The organism is Gordonia hydrophobica NBRC 16057 (assembly GCF_001592365.1).
Classification (GTDB): Bacteria; Actinomycetota; Actinomycetes; order Mycobacteriales; family Mycobacteriaceae; genus Gordonia; species Gordonia hydrophobica.
Genome location: NZ_BCWU01000007.1, coordinates 187,086 through 204,873, shown reverse-complemented (window position 1 = coordinate 204,873; position 17,788 = coordinate 187,086). Strand labels below are relative to the sequence as shown.

The window sequence follows — 17,788 nt, the reverse complement described above, 5'->3', positions numbered from 1 at the left end:
GTGAACCCTTCGTCAGTTGAACCTAGTCGGTGCACCCCGGCGTCGTGCACCCTTCTCAGGGAGCGCCGGTGCGCGCCGGTCCGCCGACATGGATCCCGGGTGCGAACTTCGGCACGCGCATGCTGACCTTGGTTCCGGCGCCCACCGCGGTCTCGACCACGAGCCCGTAGTCGTTGCCGAACGCCGAACGGAGTCGCTGATCGACGTTGGTCAGTCCCACGTGTGCGCCGTCGGACTCCGTGGTGCCCGTCGGTGTGAGGGCGTCGATCGCGCCGCTGCGCAGGAGTTCCGGATCCATGCCGACGCCGTCGTCCTCCACACTGAGCAGGCAGTCCGGCCCCACGTTGCGGGCGATGATGGAGATGGTGCCGTCGCGTCGCCCCGCCATCCCGTGCCGCACGGCGTTCTCGACGATGGGCTGCAGTGCGAGGAATGGCACGACGACGCCGAGCACCTCGGGCGCCACCTGCAGCTTCACGGTGAGCCCGGGGCCGAACCGAGCACGCTCCAGGGTGAGATAGCGGTCGATGTTGCGGAGTTCGTCGGCCAGCACCGTGTACTCGCCGGCGGCGCGGAACGAGTAGCGGGTGAAGTCGGCGAAGTCGAGGATCAGTTCGCGGGCGCGGTCGGGGTCGGTCCGGACGAACGAGGCGATGGTGTTGAGGGCGTTGTAGATGAAGTGCGGACTGATCTGGGCGCGGAGGGCGAGGACTTCGGCGCGGTCGAGGCGGGCGCGGGAGGCGTCGAGTTCGGCCAGCTGCAGTTGGCTCGCCGCATACCGGGCGACCTCGGTGATCGCGCCGACGCGGCCGGGGCCGGGATCGATGACCGAGGCGACGACCAGGACGCCCGCGCTGATGTCGTCGGTGATGAGCGGTGCGGCGATCAGGTTGCGGATGGGGCCGACACCGCCTGCCGGGTTCCGCTGGGCGGTGTCGCGGCCCGCGTCGAGCGCCGTGGCCGCGAGGTCGGCGGCGGCGGTCCTCATCGGCGGTGTCCACAGGTCGGGGTCGCCGTCGTAGACGAGCTGGGTGCCGTCGGCGTCGTACAGCGCCAGCCCGTCGGCCCCGGTCAGCGCGCGCAGTGGACCGGCGGCCTCGGCGGCGGATTCTTCGGTGAGCCCGCCGCGCAGCGGTTCGGCGGCGCGCGCAGCCGTGTGCAGGGTGTCGTGGACCGCGCGCTCGTGCGGGGTGCTCACCACGCGACGGGTGCGCATCGCGACCACGATCAGGACGGCGGCCAGCGTGATACCGAGCACCGCGATCGTGATCAGCTCACCGGACATGCGGTCACGATAGCGCCTGCGTACGACGGGCGGAACTTCCGCAACGACCGACCTGGATGGAATTCGGACCCGAAGCGCCGTACCCCGACCTGCTGGCGGAGTGCGGCGCTTTCGTTTCGCTCTGTGCGAATCGTCCTTGGTGTTTCGACGCGGTCGTGTCGCTCGGGCGATGCCGTTGACCTGCTGTTTATCCGCTTGCGACCGGTGTTCGGTGGATACCGGTGAACCTTGCACTCTCGGTGATCGAGTGCTAAAACGGAGTTTGGCACTCGCGGCGTGTGAGTGCCAGGTCGGAACGGTGAGATCGGTCCAACAGACACCCCGGTCGTCCGTCGCGGGCATCGAGTTCGACCCAGAAGACTTAGTGTCACCCCCTACCGGAGGATCACTTACCAATGGCAAAGCAGATTGCTTTCGACGAAGAGGCCCGTCGCGGACTCGAGCGCGGCCTGAACAGCCTCGCCGACACCGTCAAGGTCACCCTCGGACCCAAGGGCCGCAACGTCGTCCTGGAGAAGAAGTGGGGCGCCCCGACGATCACCAACGATGGTGTCTCCATCGCCAAGGAGATCGAGCTCGAGGACCCGTACGAGAAGATCGGCGCCGAGCTGGTCAAGGAAGTCGCCAAGAAGACTGACGACATCGCGGGCGACGGCACCACCACCGCCACCGTCCTGGCGCAGGCGCTGGTCCGCGAGGGCCTCCGCAACGTTGCTGCCGGCGCGAACCCGCTGGGCCTCAAGCGCGGCATCGAGCAGGCCGTCGCTGCGGTCACCGAGTCGCTGCTGAAGTCGGCCAAGGAGGTCGAGACCAAGGCGCAGATCGCTGCCACCGCAGGCATCTCGGCCGGCGACCAGACCATCGGCGACCTGATCGCCGAGGCCATGGACAAGGTCGGCAACGAGGGCGTCATCACCGTTGAAGAGGCACAGACGTTCGGCCTGAGCCTGGAGCTCACCGAGGGCATGCGCTTCGACAAGGGCTACATCTCCGGCTACTTCGTCACCGACGCAGACCGCCAGGAAGCCGTCCTCGAGGATCCGTACATCCTGCTCGTCTCGGGCAAGATCTCGACCATCAAGGACCTCCTGCCGCTGCTGGAGAAGGTCATCCAGTCGGGCAAGCCGCTGGTCATCGTCGCTGAGGACGTCGAGGGCGAGGCGCTCTCGACCCTGATCGTCAACAAGCTCAAGGGCACCTTCAAGTCCGTCGCAGTCAAGGCTCCGGGCTTCGGTGACCGCCGCAAGGCCATGCTGGCCGACATCGCCATCCTCACCGGTGGCGAGGTCATCAGCGAAGAGGTCGGCCTCTCGCTCGAGGGCGCAGGCCTGGAGCTGCTGGGCACCGCTCGCAAGGTCGTCGTCACCAAGGACGAGACCACCATCGTCGACGGTGCCGGCGATGCCGACGCCATCGCCGGTCGCGTCGCGCAGATCCGCGGCGAGATCGAGAACAGCGACAGCGACTACGACCGCGAGAAGCTGCAGGAACGCCTGGCCAAGCTGGCCGGCGGCGTCGCAGTCATCAAGGCCGGCGCTGCCACCGAGGTGGAGCTCAAGGAGCGCAAGCACCGCATCGAGGACGCCGTCCGCAACGCGAAGGCTGCCGTCGAAGAGGGCATCGTCGCCGGCGGTGGCGTGGCCCTGCTGCAGTCCGAGGCCGCCATCGACGGTCTCGCCCTCGAAGGTGACGAGGCCACCGGTGCCAGCATCGTGCGCGTCGCTCTGGAGGCCCCGGCCAAGCAGATCGCCGTCAACGCGGGCCTGGAGCCCGGCGTCGTCGCCGACAAGGTCCGCAACGCACAGATCGGCACCGGCCTCAACGCCGCGACCGGCGTGTACGAGGACCTGCTGGCTGCCGGCATCAACGACCCGGTGAAGGTCACCCGCTCGGCGCTGCAGAACGCGGCTTCGATCGCGGCTCTGTTCCTCACCACCGAGGCCGTCGTCGCCGACAAGCCCGAGAAGGCCGCTCCGGCCATGCCGGGTGCCGACGAGATGGGCGGCATGGGCTTCTGATCTGACCCACGGTCACAGAAGCTCTGCTTCGCAGAACTCACCGAAGGCCGGTCACCCGTCAGGGTGGCCGGCCTTCGGCATTGCTGCCCGGCGATGGGACTCGGGCCGCAGACTCGGTCGGCAGCAGAGGGAGTCGGGCAGCGAGCGACCGATTCGGGAGTCTTAGACGCCCGCCGTCGTGACGCCGTAGGCGGAGGCGAGGTGCGTGATGCGGTTGGCCTCGAACAAGCGCGGCTTGTCGCTGCCGTCGCGGACCTGACCGCCGGCCCGCTCGAACTCGCCGAGGAAGTCGCGCGCCCAGTCGACGTCGGCGGCGGTGGGGCTCATCGCCTCGTTGACCACTCGGGCCTGCGCCGGATACAGGCACAGGCGACCGGTCATGCCGTGGTCGCGGGCGATCACCGTCTGGGCGCGGAGCAAGGCCAGATCGGGTCCGGGGGTAGGCCCGTCGATGGGGTTCGGCAGACGACCGATCCGTGACGAGTTGGCCAGCCGAGCGCGCGGGTACGACATCGCGAGGTCGGTCGCGGCCATGCCGGTGTCGCGGCGGTAGTCGCCGCTGCCGAACGCCAGTCGCGCGGCGCCTGCGCGCGCGATGGCGGTGGCCTCCTCGATGCCGAGCGCCGACTCGACGAGGGCGATCACGTCCACGGCGCCGCCGAGTGCGACGACGGTGTCGCGCACGTGCGCCGCCGACTCGACCTTCGCGAGAACGACGCCCCGCAGGCCCGGGCACACCCGCAGGCGTGCGATGTCGTCGCTCCAGAAGTCGGTGTCGGCGTCGTTGATGCGGACCCAGCCGTTGTTGCCGGGCTGCTCGAGCCAGGCTGCGACGGCCTCGCGAGCCAGCGGTTTGCGTGCATCGGCGACCGCGTCCTCGAGGTCGAAGATCAGTTGGTCGGCCTCGGAGGCGACCGCGTCTCCGAAGGCCTCGGGGCGGTCGCCGCTGACCAGGAGCCAGGAGCGGGAGAGCGCATAGTCGATCGCGGAATCAGCAGAGGTCACGTGGTGTCCTTGGGTGCTCGGAGGGGCTTGCGGGAGGAATGGGGAGGGGCTTCACTACCTAAAATTGTATGACGATCCTTGAAAGATCGTCCAGATATCACGGTGATGACGTGGTGTACTTCTCTGCAATCAATGAACAAAAGCGCTGGTTACCGGCGAGTAGTCGTTAATTCCTCCTGGTGAGATGCTGATTTCAGATTGTCTTACAGTCTGACGTCGCCCTGGTGAACACTGGTCGACCAGGTGGTGGGCTTGGCACTTGTCGACAGGTATCTTCGTAGGCACAGTCTTGGTGTACGACAATCCAAAAGGATGTGTGATGGCCTCCGACCCGATCACGCCGGTTGCGGCGCCGACCCGGCAACGGCTGGCGACGGCGGTTCGTGATCGGATCAGCGCGGGCGTGTTCGAACCGGGTGCTCGGTTGAGCGAACGCGAACTGTGTGAAGACTTCGACGTCTCTCGCACGGTGGTCCGGGAGACGCTGCGTCAACTCGAGGCCGAAGGTTTCCTCACCATCGAGCCCAATCGCGGAGCCGTGGTCGCGACCGTCTCGTACGCGGACGCGGAGCAGATGTTCGAGCTGCGCGAATCGCTCGAGGCGCTGGCGTGCAGCCTGTTCGCCAAGCGTGGCACCGTCGAGCACAAGAAGGCGCTGTGGGAGGTCATCGACGGCATCGAGGCGGCCATCGACGACGGGGACCTCACCGCGCTCATCGATGCGAAGGCGGCGTTCTACGACGTCCTCCTGGTCGGTGCAGGCAACGAGCAGCTGACGTCGACGCTACGACTGCTGCGGGTGCGCATCAATCTGCTGCGGCGGTACTCGCTGTCGATGCCCGAGCGGCATCCGGAGACCCTCGCGGAGATCCGCGCGATCCGCGACGCCATCATCGCGGGCGACGTCGACGGCGCCCGCCGTGCCGGTGAGTTTCACGTGCAGCAGGCGAGCCGGGCGGCGCTCCCGCGGATCTTCGAGGAACTGCAGCGCACCGAACCCACGTCGTCGTAGACGTTCCCGCTGCAGGTGTCGATGCGCGCCTGGGGCGTCGTATCCCGCCTATTGTCTGACGTGCGGCGGGAGTCGACGCCTCATGCGGGAACGTTCAGCAGTCCCAGCATCGCGTACGCCGCGACCTTGGCGCCGTGGGGAATCGCGGCGAGATCCACGATGTAGTTCGGGTTGTGCGGGGAGAACGGGAAGTCCTCGCCGCGGGCGCGGGCGGCGGCGTAGACCTCGGGGTCGGCGATGCCGACGAGCAGATAGTTGAACGGCATGTCCGGGTACGGGCCCTTGAGCAGTTGCACGTCTTCGGAGCCGGTGGCGCGCGGCAGGTCGGTGACGATGTTCTCCTCGCCGAGCACCGCGCCGAGGGAGACGGCCATCTGCTCGGCCAGCTCGGTGCTGTTCACCAGCGGCGACGAGCCGCCCTTCATGATGATCTCCGGCATCTGATCCTCGGGCATGCCGTAGGTGCGGGCGATGCCCTCGGAGACCGACTTCACCGCGGTCAGCATCGTCTCCCGGACCGCGGGGTCGTACCAGCGGAGGTTGGCCTTCACCAACGCCTCGGACGGGATCACGTTGTTGTCGGCGCCCGCCTGGATGGAGCCGACGGTCAGCACGGCGGTCTGCTGCGGATCGATCATCCGGGAGACGATCGTCTGGAATTCGACGACGGCCATCGCCGCCATCAGCACGGGGTCCTTCGCACGCTGCGGCATGGATCCGTGACCGCCGACGCCGTGGAAGACGATGTCCACCTGATCGGTGCCCGCCATGCGCGGGCCGGGCGATGAGACGACCACCCCGACGGGACCGGGCGCGGTGTGCATGCCGATGAAGACGTCGGGTTTCGGGATGAAGTTGTAGAGCCCGTCGTCGACCATCGCCTTGGCGCCGGTGATCGGCTCCTCGGCGGGCTGGCCGATCAGCACCAGGGTGCCCGACCAGCGGTCCTTGACGCTGATGAGCGCGTTCGCCATCCCGAGCATCCAGGTGACGTGCGCGTCGTGTCCGCACATGTGCGCGACCGGGACCTCGGTGCCGTCCTCGCGGGTCACGCGCACATCGCTCGCGTAGTCGAGGCCGGTCTCCTCCTCGACGGCGTTGGCGTCCATGTCGGCGCGATACATCACCACCGGGCCGTCGCCGTTGCGGTAGATGGCGGCGATGCCCGTGGTGCCGATGCCCTTGGTGATGTCGAAGCCCAGATTCTGCAGTCCGAGCTCCACGATCCGCGCCGTTCGGACCTCGGCGAAACCGAGCTCCGGATTCCGGTGGATGTCTTTGAACATGTCGACCAGACGTTCGGCGTCCTCGTCGATGACGGCGGCGACGTCCGCGATCAGATCGGCGGGCAGGGGGTCGGCGGGGTGCTGACCGGAGGCGATTTCTGGGAGGGTGCTCACACCCCACATGGTAACGAGCGACTCGGCGCGCGGCTGCGCTTAAAGTACAGACATGACTGATCAGCAGGTCCTGGTGCCCGGTGCGCCGAGTTCGATTCCCGCTCTTCCGAACCTCCGCGACCTCGGCGGCTGGGCCGGCGCCGACGACCGTCCGGTCCGCTACGGAATGCTGTTTCGCTCCACCGATTTTCGCTCACTGGGCGACGACGCCGAGCTGATCGAGCAGGTCGGTTCCACGCTCGGGCTGCGGACCGTGTACGACTTCCGGTCCGACGCCGAGGCGGCCGCGGTGCCCGATCCGGAGTGGGCCGACGTCGCCCGGCTCCACCTGCACGTGATGGCCGACACCGCGACCGCCATCCCCGCGAACCTCTCCACCGTGCTGACCGACCCGGAGTCCGTCGCCCGCGTCAATGAGTTCCTGGCCGGCGACGGCATCGCCGCGAACATGCGGGCCGCCTACCGCGAGATGCTCACCACCGACAGCGCCCGCGCAGGCTACGCGCGCTTCTACCGCGGGCTGCTCGGCGAGGATCGCTCGCCTGCGCTCTTCCACTGCGCCACCGGCAAGGACCGCACGGGCTGGGCGGCGGCGTCGTTCCTCACCCTGATGGGCGTCGCTCGCGACGACGTCTACACCGACTATCTGCTCACCAACGACCGTCTGGTCCCGGCGCTCGCTCCGGTCTTCGAGAAGTTCGCGGACGCCGGCGGCGATCCCGACCTGCTGACGGATGTTCTCGGGGTCCGGGCCGACTATCTCGATGCGGCGTTCGACGAGCTCGACACCGTTCACGGCTCCATCGAGGCCTACTTCGCCGACGCGCTCGGCCTCGACGCCACCGCGCAGAACGCCCTTCGCGAGCGGTTCCTGGAATCCTGACCGGTGGCAGGCACGGACTCGCCCCGCGCCGCGATGATCCGGTGCGCCGCTGATCTCATCGCCCGGCACGGTGTCGCGGGAACCTCGGTCGGTGACGTGCTGGCGGCGTCGGGGGCCGCGCGCGGCTCGGTCTATTACCACTTCCCGGGCGGGCGTGCGCAACTCATGGACGAGGCGGTGCGGCATGCGGGAGAAGTGCTGGGCGCCGAGCTCAACGTCGCACGACGGCTGCCGCCCCGCAGGGCCGTGGCCGCCATCGCCGCCATCTGGCGCACTCGGCTGGTGGCCTCCGACTTCGCGGTCGGCTGTCCGATCGGCGCGGGCGCGCAGGCTCGAGGCAGCGATCCCGACGCCGCCGACGCGGGTGAGGAGGTCTTCCTGCAGTGGGGTCACCTCTTGTCGGCACGACTGCGCGAGGAGGGCTTCGACGACCGGCGGGCCGACGACGTCGCCGACACGATCCTCGCGACCATTCAGGGCGCTGTCGTGCTGTGTCGGGCACGCCGGAGCCCTGAACCGCTCGACCGCGTGGTCGCCGACCTCCAGGAACTCCTGACGCGCACCGACGTCGGCGAGATCGAGGACGAAGAATTGGGCAGCGGGACCGCCGGCGAGTCCCGGCTGAGGTAGGTTCTGTCCATGGCTGTCTCCGCATCAACAGAATTCGATCTCAATGCCCCGGCCTCGCTGGTCATGGAGGTTCTGCTCGACGTCGAGTCCCTGCCCGAGTGGTCGGGACCTCACAAGTCGGCGAAGATCCTGACCGAGGACGATCAGGGCCGCCCGGCGCGCGTGGAGCTGGCGGTCAGCGCCGTCGGCATGACTGACAATCAGACGCTCGACTACACGTGGACCGACAACAGTTGCGCGTGGAATCTGGTGGAGAGCGATCAGCTCAGCGAGCAGAGCGGCATCTACACCCTGACCGACAACGGCGACTCGACGCACGTGAAGTTCGAGCTGTCCGTCGACCTCAAGATCAAGCTGCCCGGACTGATCGTCAAGCGCGCGCAGAAGATCGCCGTCGACACCGCGAAGAAGGGCCTCACCGACGAGGTGAAGCGCCGCAGCTGATCGGCGTCCTCCGACTGGGTCGGCCCCGGCGACACATCTGTGCCGCCGGGGCCGATTCCATCTCGATGATTGATTCGTGGTGACCGGGTCCCCACGCTGGTCGAGTGCTGCCTGCGAGCGGAGCGAGCACGCAGTTCATCGAGACCGTCGTGAGCTCCGCTGGCATCAAGGGGCTTTCCGCTGCCATCGGGTGGTGATCTCGGCAGTGCTCGGACGGATCGTGAGCCACCGCCTCCGTGGCGGGAAGCGGTGGTCGTCGGCGAGGCCGCGTCCGATCGATCCCAGCTGAGAACTGCCCGCTCAAGCGCATCCGACGGAACATTGCCGCCGGAGGGGGCTGAGCAAACAGTTCTCAGCACTACGTGACAGTAGGCGACGCGCGGCGCGGCGATATCAGATCGAACGCAGGCCTCGCGCGACACCGCGTCAGTACGTTTTAGTTGCATACGCTCTCGCGAAGTGGTGCGTGACCGCGAGCCTGGTTGCGGTCACTCCCGGGTTGGTCTGAGCGTGTTGTGTTTCGCTGTGCGTTCTCGTTGACAACCGCCCCTGCCCGTCATTCGATGTCTTTGTGCGGTGAGCGAGATTCGCGTCCCCGTGCGGTGTCGCCGAGGGCGATTCTCCCTTGGCGGATGCTGACGGGGACGCGAATCTCGATAAGAGCGCGCCGATGATTCCATCGCACGACGGTCTCGATAACTGCGTGTTCGCTCCGCTCGCAGGCAGCACTCGACCAGCGTGGGGATGACCGTCACCGGGATTAATCCTCTAGTGCGAGTCGAGGGTCGTCCACGCGCGTCATCGCCTGCGCGACCTGCGGTTTCAGCGGCGAGAGGGAGCGTTCGGAATCGGAACGATCACGAACGGCTGAGCGTGCGCTGAGGATCGTCGATCCGGGGGTAGTCTTGCAGCGCATCGTGCGCCGGTGGAGGGTCTGCACGATTCGCTGTCTGCACTGTTTGGGAGGAATGTTCATGCGCCTTGGTCCGCTGTCTGTTCGTGTTCTGTTCGGTCTGATCGCTGTCGCGGCGGCCTTCGGGATGACATCGCTGCTGGGCGGCGGTGAGGCAAGCGCAGCGACGCATTGCACGGCGAACAACAATCAGCGCGTCGAGCATGAGCAGGGACGCAGCCACTGCGTCGCCAATGCCGGTCCCGGCAGTCAAGCGACTGCCCGCGACAACACGAACAACGGTGCGGCCCTTGCTGTTGCGACCACGCGCGGCACCGCGACCGCAGAGAACAACGGCAACAACTCCGCGGCTCTCGCCAGTGGCATCTACGGCGGACACGGCTACGCCTACTCGCAGGGGCCGTACTCGACCGCTGTCGCCCAGGGCCGCCACGGCGGGACGACCATCGCCGTCTCCGGTGCCGCCGGTGGCGCGTACGCGACGGGCGACGGCGTCGCCTGCCTCGGCAGCCAGGCCGTGGCGTACGACTCGACGAGCGGCCGCGGCTGCCTGCGGTGGGGTTCGATCAACCTGCGTTGAGCGCCGACCGCACCTCGAAGTCTCTGACGACCCCGCCGATTTCCGGCGGGGTCGTCGTCGTGATCGGGGGCGGCGTCGCACTACCGGAAGAATCACTCGCACTCGGCGCGCCGGATCGCCGGATGCGCGTTAACCTGGCGCTCATGACAGAACTCTTCGCCGAGGTTCCCCCACAGCATATCGGACCGGATCTCAGCCTGGTCTCCGGACGCGAGGCGCTGCAGCGCATCGTCGACCTGCAGGACACCGCGGGCTTCACCGTGGTCGACGACGATGACGACGACCCGATCCTGCTGACGCTTCCCGAACGCAATGTGGTCGACACCTGGCGCGAGGAGTACCCGTACGACGAGCGGATGAGCCGCCGCGAATACGAGGTCACCAAACGGCGACTGCAGATCGAGTTGCTGAAGCTGCAGAAGTGGACCAAGCAGACCGGACAGCGGCACCTGATGCTGTTCGAGGGCCGCGACGCCGCGGGCAAGGGCGGCACCATCAAACGCTTCAACGAGCACCTCAACCCGCGCGGTGCGCGGACCGTCGCCCTCGAGAAGCCGTCCGAGCGCGAGGCCACCGAATGGTACTTCCAGCGGTACGTCCAGCACCTGCCCGCGGCCGGCGAGATGGTCTTCTTCGATCGCTCCTGGTACAACCGCGCAGGCGTGGAACGGGTGATGAGCTTCTGCACCCCGGAGCAGTACAGCCAGTTCATGCAGCAGGCGCCGGCCTTCGAGAAGATGCTGGTCGACGACGGCGTGCACCTGGTGAAGTTCTGGTTCTCGGTGACCTCGCTGGAGCAGCGGACTCGCTTCGCGATTCGCCAGATCGACCCGGTCCGGCAGTGGAAGCTGTCGCCGATGGACCTCGCATCGTTGGACCGGTGGGAGGCCTACACCGCGGCCAAAGAGCAGATGTTCACCGACACCGACACCGACTTCGCACCGTGGATCGTCGTCAAGAGCAACGACAAGAAGCGTGCCCGGATCAACGCCATGCGGTACGTGCTCTCCCTGCACGACTACGACGGCAAGGACGAAGGCCTGGTCGGCGAGCCGGACCCGCTGATCGTGGGACGGGCTCGCGACCTCATCGGTGAGTGAGCCGGTAGCCTCGATTCCGTGCGAAGTGTAGTTGCCGGTCTGTTCACCGCTGTCGGGATGGTCTGCATGATCGTCGCGGTCCCCAGCATGTGGCTCTCGCAGCGGGTGGTCGCCGAATCGGGTTTCGTGTCGTCGGCGGCCGAGGCCGCGCACGACGAGCAGGTGCAGAACTACTTCGCGGAGAAGGTCGCCTCCTCGGTCCAGGAACGCACCGGGTCCGCGGTGCTGGCCGAGGCGGTGCTGCCCACAGCGCGCAACTATGCGCGCAGCGACGGGTTCGTCGAAGACTTCTCCGAAGTGGCGCGGCAGCAGCACCATTGGCTGTTCACCGAGCCGGGGCCCGACGCCGCCTTGCACACCATGGAACTCGACATCAGTCCGATGATCAATCGGGTGGTGCGATCGGCGCCGCTGCCGGTGCCGGTGCAGGTGCCCAGTCCGGTGACCGTCACCATCGACCAGAGCAACATCACCGCGGGGTCGCTCGAGGACAGCGGCACCCTGGTGAACATTCTCGCGTGGGTCAGCGTGATCGGCGCCGTCGTGGCGTCGCTCCTCGCGCTGCTGACGGCGAATCGACGCAGCACCACCCTGGCGTGGCTGGGTGTCGGCGCGGTGCTGGCCGGGCTGGCGGGCTGGGGCCTCGCCGTCTTCACCAACAACCTGGTCAGTGAGCGGCTCACCGACACCGACGACGCGTCGCGCACCACCATCGAAGTGGTGGTCGGCGGGATCGTCGATCACCTGTCGACCATCTCCATGTACGTCGGCATCGGCGGCGTGGTGGTCGTGATCGTCGGTGTGGTGGCCCGGGTGGCGTCGGGGCGGTAGGCGAGGGTTCGTCGGGAGCCTGTTCTGGCTCGACGTCACCGACCTGCTGCGGCGCGTGCGTCAGCGGGCGTCGGCGCTTCCGATGGTCCGCCACAGGAACTCGTAGGCCAGCGCCGATTTGAACGCCGCCTGCCGGTTGTCCGCGGCGCCGCCGTGCCCGCCTTCGATGTTCTCGTAGTAGCGGACCGGGTAGCCGAGCTCCTCCATCCGTGCGACGAACTTGCGGGCGTGCCCGGGGTGCACGCGGTCGTCGCGCGTCGAGGTCGTCATCAGGAAGGCGGGCATCGGCAGACCAGCGCGCAGCCGCTGGTACGGCGAGTACTCGGCGATGTACGCCCACTGCGCGGGATCGTCCGGGTCGCCGTACTCGGCCATCCATGATGCGCCCGCCAGCAGCAGGTGGTACCGCTTCATGTCCAGCAGCGGGACCTGGCAGACCAGCGCGCCGAAGAGGTCGGGGTAGCTCGTGGCCATCACGCCCATCAGCAGACCGCCGTTGGATCCACCTTGGGCGGCGAGTTGGTCGGCCGTGGTGAGGCCGCGAGCGACGAGGTCGCGGGCCACCGCGGCGAAGTCCTCGTAGACCAGGTGCCGGCCCGCCTTCTGCGCCTGCGTGTGCCATTCGGGTCCGTACTCGCCGCCGCCGCGGATGTTGGTCATCACGTACACCCCGCCGCGTGCGATCCAGTTGCGGCCTGCGATGCCGAGGTAGCTCGGCGTCATCGCGTTCTCGAAGCCGCCGTAGCCGTACTGCAAGGTGGGTCCGGACTCGACGTCGTCGCGCTTGATGACGAAGTAGGGGACAGCGGTGCCGTCGTCGGACGTCGCGAAGTACTGGTGCGCGGAGACGTCCGACGCGTCGTACACGGCGGGGGTCGATTTGATCACGGCGACCCCGCTCGAGGTGGAGCCGTGCAGCAGACTGGGCGCCTGGGTGAAACTGCTGGCGGAGAACCAGATCTCATCGCTCTCGTCGGGATCCGTGTCGAGGACGCCCAGCGTCGCGAGGTCGGGGAGACCGGCCAGTTCCACGCGCTCCCACGTGCCGAGGGTCAGGACCTCGATCCGGGTCGCGACGTCGTGGAGAGTCACCAGAACCAGATGCGACTTGGTGACCGCGTGATCCTGCAGGCTGGTGTGCGCGTCCGGGGTGAACAGGACCCGGTGCGTGCGGTCGCCGTCGAGCCAGGCGGGGTAGTCGAAGACCAGCAGTGTGCCCGCGGGGTGCTCGGTGCCGTCGACGGTCCACGGCGAGCGGGTCAGGACGGTGAGCCAGTTCAAGCGGACGTCGTAGTGGGCGTCGGTCGGGACCTCGATCCGGATCAGCTCGTCGTCGTTCTCCGGCCGGAGTTCGTAGTCGATCGCGTTGTAGAAGTCGGTGGAGCGGGACACGAAGTGCCGGACGAAGCCCGGGGTGTGCGTGCACACGGCGCCGACCGCGACGTCGGACACCTCGCCGGCGAAGACCGTCGGGGCGTCGGCGACGTCGGTGCCGCGCGACCACCGGCGCACGGTGCGCGGGTAGCCCGACGAGGTGAGCGCGGGCAGTCCGTCCGGGGTCTGGGCGAAGTCGGTGCCGACGTAGACGGTGTCGCGGTCGATCCAGCCGACCTGCGATTTGGCCTCGGGCAGGGTGAAGCCGTCGTCCACCCAGCTGCGGCTCGCGACGTCGTACTCGCGGACCACGGCGGCGTCGGCGCCGCCGCGCGACAGGGAGATCAGCGCGCGGTCGTAGTGGGGGCGATTCATCGTCGCGCCGGCCCACACCCAGTTCTCGCCTTCGCGCTCGGAGAGTGCGTCGACGTCGATCAGGACGTCCCAGTCCGGGGTGTCGCTCCGGTAGCTGTCGAGGGTGGTGCGCCGCCAGAGTCCCTTGGGATGCTCGGCGTCGCGCCAGAAGTTGTACAGGTGCTCGCCGCGGCGGCGCACGTACGGGATGCGCTCGTCGGTGTCGAGGATCTCGAGCGCCGCGGCCTCGAGTTCGGTGAAGCGGGCCGAGTGCGTGAGCTCGTCGACGGTCGGCTCGTTGTGGTCGCGGACCCAGGCGAGAGCGTCGTCGCCGGTCACGTCTTCGAGCCAGAGGTACGGATCTTCGTTGGTCACGGGATCCAACGTACGCAGGCACGGCCCGAAGCGGCCATCGGGCAGACGTTCTCGGCTCCCGAACCGCCCGCGGAGGGAGGTTCGGGAGCCGAGAATCGGGAGGTCACGCGTCGACGCGCGCCGAGGTGGTGACCTGCTCCTCGTCGGGGTCGGCGCCGGGGGTCGTGGTGCCCGCGATGGACAGGCCGGCGGTCTCCCGGAGGAAGTGGAGGGCGATGCCGCCGATGACGCAGGCGCCCATCATGTAGACGGCGGGGAACAGCGACCAGCCGGTGTGCCCGACGACGGCGTCGTTCACCAGTGGCGCCGTGCCGCCGAACGCGGCGGTCGAGAGGTTGTACGAGATCGCGAAGCCCGCGTACCGCACGTGAGTCGGGAACATGGCGGGGAACGTGGCCGAGATGGTCGCGAGCTGCGGGATGTACAGCAGGCCGAGGACCACGAAACCGACGACCGCCCAGGCGAGGCTCTGCCCCATCAGCCAGTACATGGGGAGCGCGAAGACGAACAGTCCGAGCAGGGACAGCCGCCACATCGGCTTGCGGCCGGTGCGATCCGACCACGCGCCGAAGACGGGGATCATCAGCATCATCGCGACCTGGCCGATCAGGACGACGACCGACGCCTGATCCTCGCTGAGGCCGATCGTGCTCTTCAGATACTCCGGCTGGTAGGCCAGCAGGGTGTAGTTCGCGACGTTCAGCGCCACGACCATGCCGAACATGATGACGATCGGCTTCCAGTAGTGCACGATGGTCTGGCGGAGTTGCCCGGTCACGCCGCCGGGGTCGGCGACCTGCTTCTCGACGTCGGTGAACAGCGGCGGATCGTCGAGCTGGGACCGCAGGTAGAGGCCCGCGAGACCGAGGGGCAGCGCGATCAGGAACGGAATGCGCCAGCCCCAGTCCTGCATCTGGCTCTCGGACAGGCCCAGGCTCATCAGCAGGACGATCGCGGTGCCGGAGGCGAAGCCCGCCATGGTGCCGAACTCCAGGAAGCTGCCGTACTTGCCGCGCTTGCGCGCTGGTGCGTACTCAGCCATGAAGGTGGCCGCGCCGCCGTACTCGCCGCCGGTGGAGAAGCCCTGTACCACGCGCAGGACGATCAGCAGGATCGGCGCCCACACGCCGATCGTCGCGTGGGTCGGCAACACGCCGATCAACGCGGTCGCCACCGAGATCAACAGGATCGTGAGTGCCAGAACGTGCTTGCGGCCCAGGCGGTCGCCGATCGGACCCCAGACGAAGCCGCCGAGCGGCCGGAGTAGGAACGAGACGGCGAACCCGAGCATGGTGCCGATGGTGCCCAGGTGTCCGGGGAAGAACGCCTGGGTGAGATAGGTGGTGGTGGCGGCGTAGACGCCGTAGTCGTACCACTCGGTGGCGTTGCCGATCGCCGATGCGGCGATGGCCTTGCGCAGGGTGCTGGGCGATGGTGCGGCCGAAGTGACAGCTGAGTCAGTCATCAGACCTCCGAAGATCGATAGTCGTTGTTCTCGGGTCGTGCGAACTGGTTCACGGGCGGCAGCGTGGCGGCTGCCGGTTACCACTTCCCCTGGCCGAGAAGGCCTATCGACTCTTCGAAGGATGTTCCCCCGAACGGACTACCATGCTTATCACGATCGGAAAGGCGATGGCCAACCGCGACCGCGTGCGATCCCGGTTCGGTGGACCGTGGATACGGCGATCGGCGCAGGTCAGTCAGGCGACGTCGAGTGGGTCTGGAACTTCGCCCGTACGGATCGGGCAGCGCGTCGTTGAGTAGATGGTCGGCATGCACAGATTGCAGTGGACGCACTTGCTTCTCGCGGCGGGGTCGGCCTGAAGGCGCAGTGGCAGATCCGGTTCGCGCAGCAGGGCGCGGCCCATGGCGACGAAGTCGAAACCGGAGTCCAGTGCGGACTGGATCGACGCGCGGTCGGTGACGCCGCCGAGCAGGATCATCGGTAGGCCGACACTCGCTCGCAGTTCGCGCGCCAGCGGGAGCAAGTAGGTGTCGGTGTAGGGGTAGCGCCGAAGGAAGTACTTTCCGCCCGCCTTCATCCCGGTCCGGATGGCGCCGGGCATGGCGTCGGCGAACTCGTCGCGCGGCGGCTCACCATGGAACAGGTACATCGGGTTGAGCAGCGAACTCCCCGCGGTCGGTTCGATGGCGTCGATGTGGCCGTCGGCCTCGAACAGGCGGGCGTAGGTGATCGCATCGTCGAGGTTGGTGCCGCTCCACGGCATTCCGCCGCGGCCGCGACCGGGCTTGCCGACGCCGTCGAACATGTTGAGTTTGATCCAGACCGCCGCGTCGTCGCCGACCTCGGTCCGCACCGCCTCGAGCACTTCGCGAGCGAACCGTGCCCGGTTGACCGCACTTCCGCCGTACCCGTCGCGACGGTGATTGAGCAGTGGCGACAGGAACGAGCTCAGCAGGTAGTTGTGGCCGAGGTGGATCTCCAGGCCGTCGAATCCGCTGTCGACGGCGAGGCGCGCCGCGGTGCGGAACTTCTGGACCAGATCGCCGATCCTGTCGCGGGACACCTTCTGCGTGAACGACATTCCCATCGGCGCCGGGATGCGGCCGGGGCCCAGTGCGGGGAGTCGGTTCGACAGCGAGTTCGCCACCGGCCCAGCGTGGCCGAGTTGGGCGGCGGCGAGCGCGCCCTCGCCGTGGATCGCCGCGGTGAGTCGTTGCAGACCGTCGAGGGCCTCCGGTCGCATCCAGATCTGGTGACGGTCGGTGCGTCCCTCCGGAGAGACGGCGCAGTAGGCGACGGTCGACATCGCGGCGCCGCCCGCCGCGACGTCGCGGTGGAACTCGATCAAGTCGTCGGTCACGACGGCGTCCGGCGTCATGCCTTCGAAAGTGGCGCACTTGATGATTCGGTTGCGGAGCGACAACGGTCCGAGCGTCGCGGTGGAGAACGGATCGGTCTGCGGGGCGGGGCTGGTGGTCACAGTGAGTCCTTCGGTAGACCGGCCAGGCCGGCGGTGAGGAACTCTCGCAGGGCTTCGACGGTGTCGGGCGAGAGCGTGTGGGGCGCCGTGAGTTCGGTCATCAGGACGGTGAACGCGAAGCGGAGGCGACGGCGTGCGTGCTCGACGTCGAGGTCGGGGACCGCGGCGGTGAGCAGGGTGGCCCAGCCGTCCAGATCCGACCACCGACCGGCCCACTCGGCGCGCGGGTGCGCCAGGACGAACTCGGCGAGCAGCCGGACTCGGGGCGCCGTGCTCGCGTCCGCCTGGAGTCGCATCAACGGGTCGATGAGCGCGTCGACGATCTCCCGGACGGTGACCGGCGACGCGGCGAGACCGTCGAGCACGCTCACCCAGATCGGTTCGAGCCGGTCCTCGAGGAGGGCGGCGATCAAGCGTTCCTTCGAGCCGAAGTGGTAGTGCACAGCGGCCGGATTCGCGCCGGCCGTCGAACACACTGCGCGGACGGAGAGGGTGTCGTACGTCCCGCGCGCCAGGAGTTCCTCGGCGGCGTCGAGGAGCCGGGCGCGGGTGCCTGCGGTGCTCGTCTCAGTGGTCACCCCTCGATCAGACCACATTCTCAATCAGTGTTTCAATCACTGATTGAAGTGTGACATCGGT

General features: G+C 67.9%; 15 protein-coding genes. 8 read left to right on the top strand and 7 right to left on the bottom strand.

The annotated features are described in order from the left end of the window. Positions 1 to 55: 55 nt before the first annotated feature. Positions 56 to 1,285 (bottom strand): sensor histidine kinase, encoded by a 1,230-nt coding sequence (locus tag GH2_RS13505; RefSeq protein ID WP_066168947.1) that lies wholly within the window; start codon positions 1,283 to 1,285, stop codon positions 56 to 58. Positions 1,286 to 1,680: 395 nt separating this feature from the next. On the opposite strand from GH2_RS13505, the gene groL reads away from it, so the two are divergent. Continuing rightward, entirely contained in the window at positions 1,681 to 3,303 is a 1,623-nt protein-coding gene (groL, locus tag GH2_RS13500; protein ID WP_066168944.1) for a chaperonin GroEL, read from the top strand. A gap of 162 nt (positions 3,304 to 3,465) precedes the next feature. Here the strand turns inward: groL and GH2_RS13495 are convergent, their stop codons facing one another. Next, complete coding sequence (locus GH2_RS13495; protein WP_066168941.1) at positions 3,466 to 4,308, bottom strand: HpcH/HpaI aldolase/citrate lyase family protein; 843 nt, start codon at positions 4,306 to 4,308, stop codon at positions 3,466 to 3,468. A 319-nt stretch (positions 4,309 to 4,627) separates the two neighbouring features. Between GH2_RS13495 and GH2_RS13490 the strand changes: the two genes are divergently transcribed. After that, positions 4,628 to 5,320: a GntR family transcriptional regulator gene (locus tag GH2_RS13490; RefSeq protein WP_066168939.1), complete on the top strand. Its 693-nt coding sequence runs from the start codon at positions 4,628 to 4,630 to the stop codon at positions 5,318 to 5,320. 80 nt (positions 5,321 to 5,400) lie between these two features. Here the strand turns inward: GH2_RS13490 and GH2_RS13485 are convergent, their stop codons facing one another. Next, positions 5,401 to 6,729 (bottom strand): amidohydrolase, encoded by a 1,329-nt coding sequence (locus GH2_RS13485; protein WP_066168936.1) that lies wholly within the window; start codon positions 6,727 to 6,729, stop codon positions 5,401 to 5,403. A gap of 43 nt (positions 6,730 to 6,772) precedes the next feature. Here GH2_RS13485 and GH2_RS13480 point away from each other — a divergent pair, with 43 nt between their 5' ends. From GH2_RS13480 to GH2_RS13450, 6 genes are all read left to right on the top strand, one after another. Continuing rightward, positions 6,773 to 7,603: a tyrosine-protein phosphatase gene (locus GH2_RS13480; protein ID WP_066168932.1), complete on the top strand. Its 831-nt coding sequence runs from the start codon at positions 6,773 to 6,775 to the stop codon at positions 7,601 to 7,603. A gap of 3 nt (positions 7,604 to 7,606) precedes the next feature. After that, positions 7,607 to 8,233, top strand: coding sequence for a TetR/AcrR family transcriptional regulator (locus GH2_RS13475; RefSeq protein WP_307825415.1), 627 nt, complete (start codon positions 7,607 to 7,609; stop codon positions 8,231 to 8,233). A gap of 9 nt (positions 8,234 to 8,242) precedes the next feature. Beyond that, positions 8,243 to 8,677 (top strand): SRPBCC family protein, encoded by a 435-nt coding sequence (locus GH2_RS13470; RefSeq protein ID WP_066168930.1) that lies wholly within the window; start codon positions 8,243 to 8,245, stop codon positions 8,675 to 8,677. Between the two features lie 974 nt (positions 8,678 to 9,651). Further along, positions 9,652 to 10,170, top strand: coding sequence for a DUF6764 family protein (locus GH2_RS13460; RefSeq protein WP_066169214.1), 519 nt, complete (start codon positions 9,652 to 9,654; stop codon positions 10,168 to 10,170). A gap of 143 nt (positions 10,171 to 10,313) precedes the next feature. Then, complete coding sequence (ppk2, locus tag GH2_RS13455) at positions 10,314 to 11,270, top strand: polyphosphate kinase 2 (RefSeq protein ID WP_066169212.1); 957 nt, start codon at positions 10,314 to 10,316, stop codon at positions 11,268 to 11,270. An 18-nt stretch (positions 11,271 to 11,288) separates the two neighbouring features. Then, positions 11,289 to 12,101 carry a hypothetical protein gene (locus GH2_RS13450; RefSeq protein WP_066168923.1) on the top strand — a complete coding sequence of 271 codons (813 nt, stop codon included), beginning with the start codon at positions 11,289 to 11,291 and terminating at the stop codon, positions 12,099 to 12,101. Positions 12,102 to 12,161: 60 nt separating this feature from the next. Here GH2_RS13450 and GH2_RS13445 read toward each other — a convergent pair whose 3' ends face one another. From GH2_RS13445 to GH2_RS13430, 4 genes are all read right to left on the bottom strand, one after another. Further along, positions 12,162 to 14,204, bottom strand: a complete 2,043-nt coding sequence (locus GH2_RS13445; RefSeq protein ID WP_244885388.1) for a prolyl oligopeptidase family serine peptidase — start codon at positions 14,202 to 14,204, stop codon at positions 12,162 to 12,164. A gap of 103 nt (positions 14,205 to 14,307) precedes the next feature. Then, positions 14,308 to 15,669: an MFS transporter gene (locus GH2_RS13440; RefSeq protein WP_066168915.1), complete on the bottom strand. Its 1,362-nt coding sequence runs from the start codon at positions 15,667 to 15,669 to the stop codon at positions 14,308 to 14,310. 235 nt (positions 15,670 to 15,904) lie between these two features. After that, the gene (locus GH2_RS13435) at positions 15,905 to 17,149 is read right to left on the bottom strand and encodes an NADH:flavin oxidoreductase (protein ID WP_066168913.1); all 1,245 of its coding nucleotides are present in this window, start codon (positions 17,147 to 17,149) and stop codon (positions 15,905 to 15,907) included. Then, positions 17,146 to 17,727: a TetR/AcrR family transcriptional regulator gene (locus tag GH2_RS13430; protein ID WP_157086088.1), complete on the bottom strand. Its 582-nt coding sequence runs from the start codon at positions 17,725 to 17,727 to the stop codon at positions 17,146 to 17,148. Before GH2_RS13430 ends, GH2_RS13435 begins: the two co-directional genes overlap by 4 nt. Between the last annotated feature and the right edge of the window lie 61 nt (positions 17,728 to 17,788).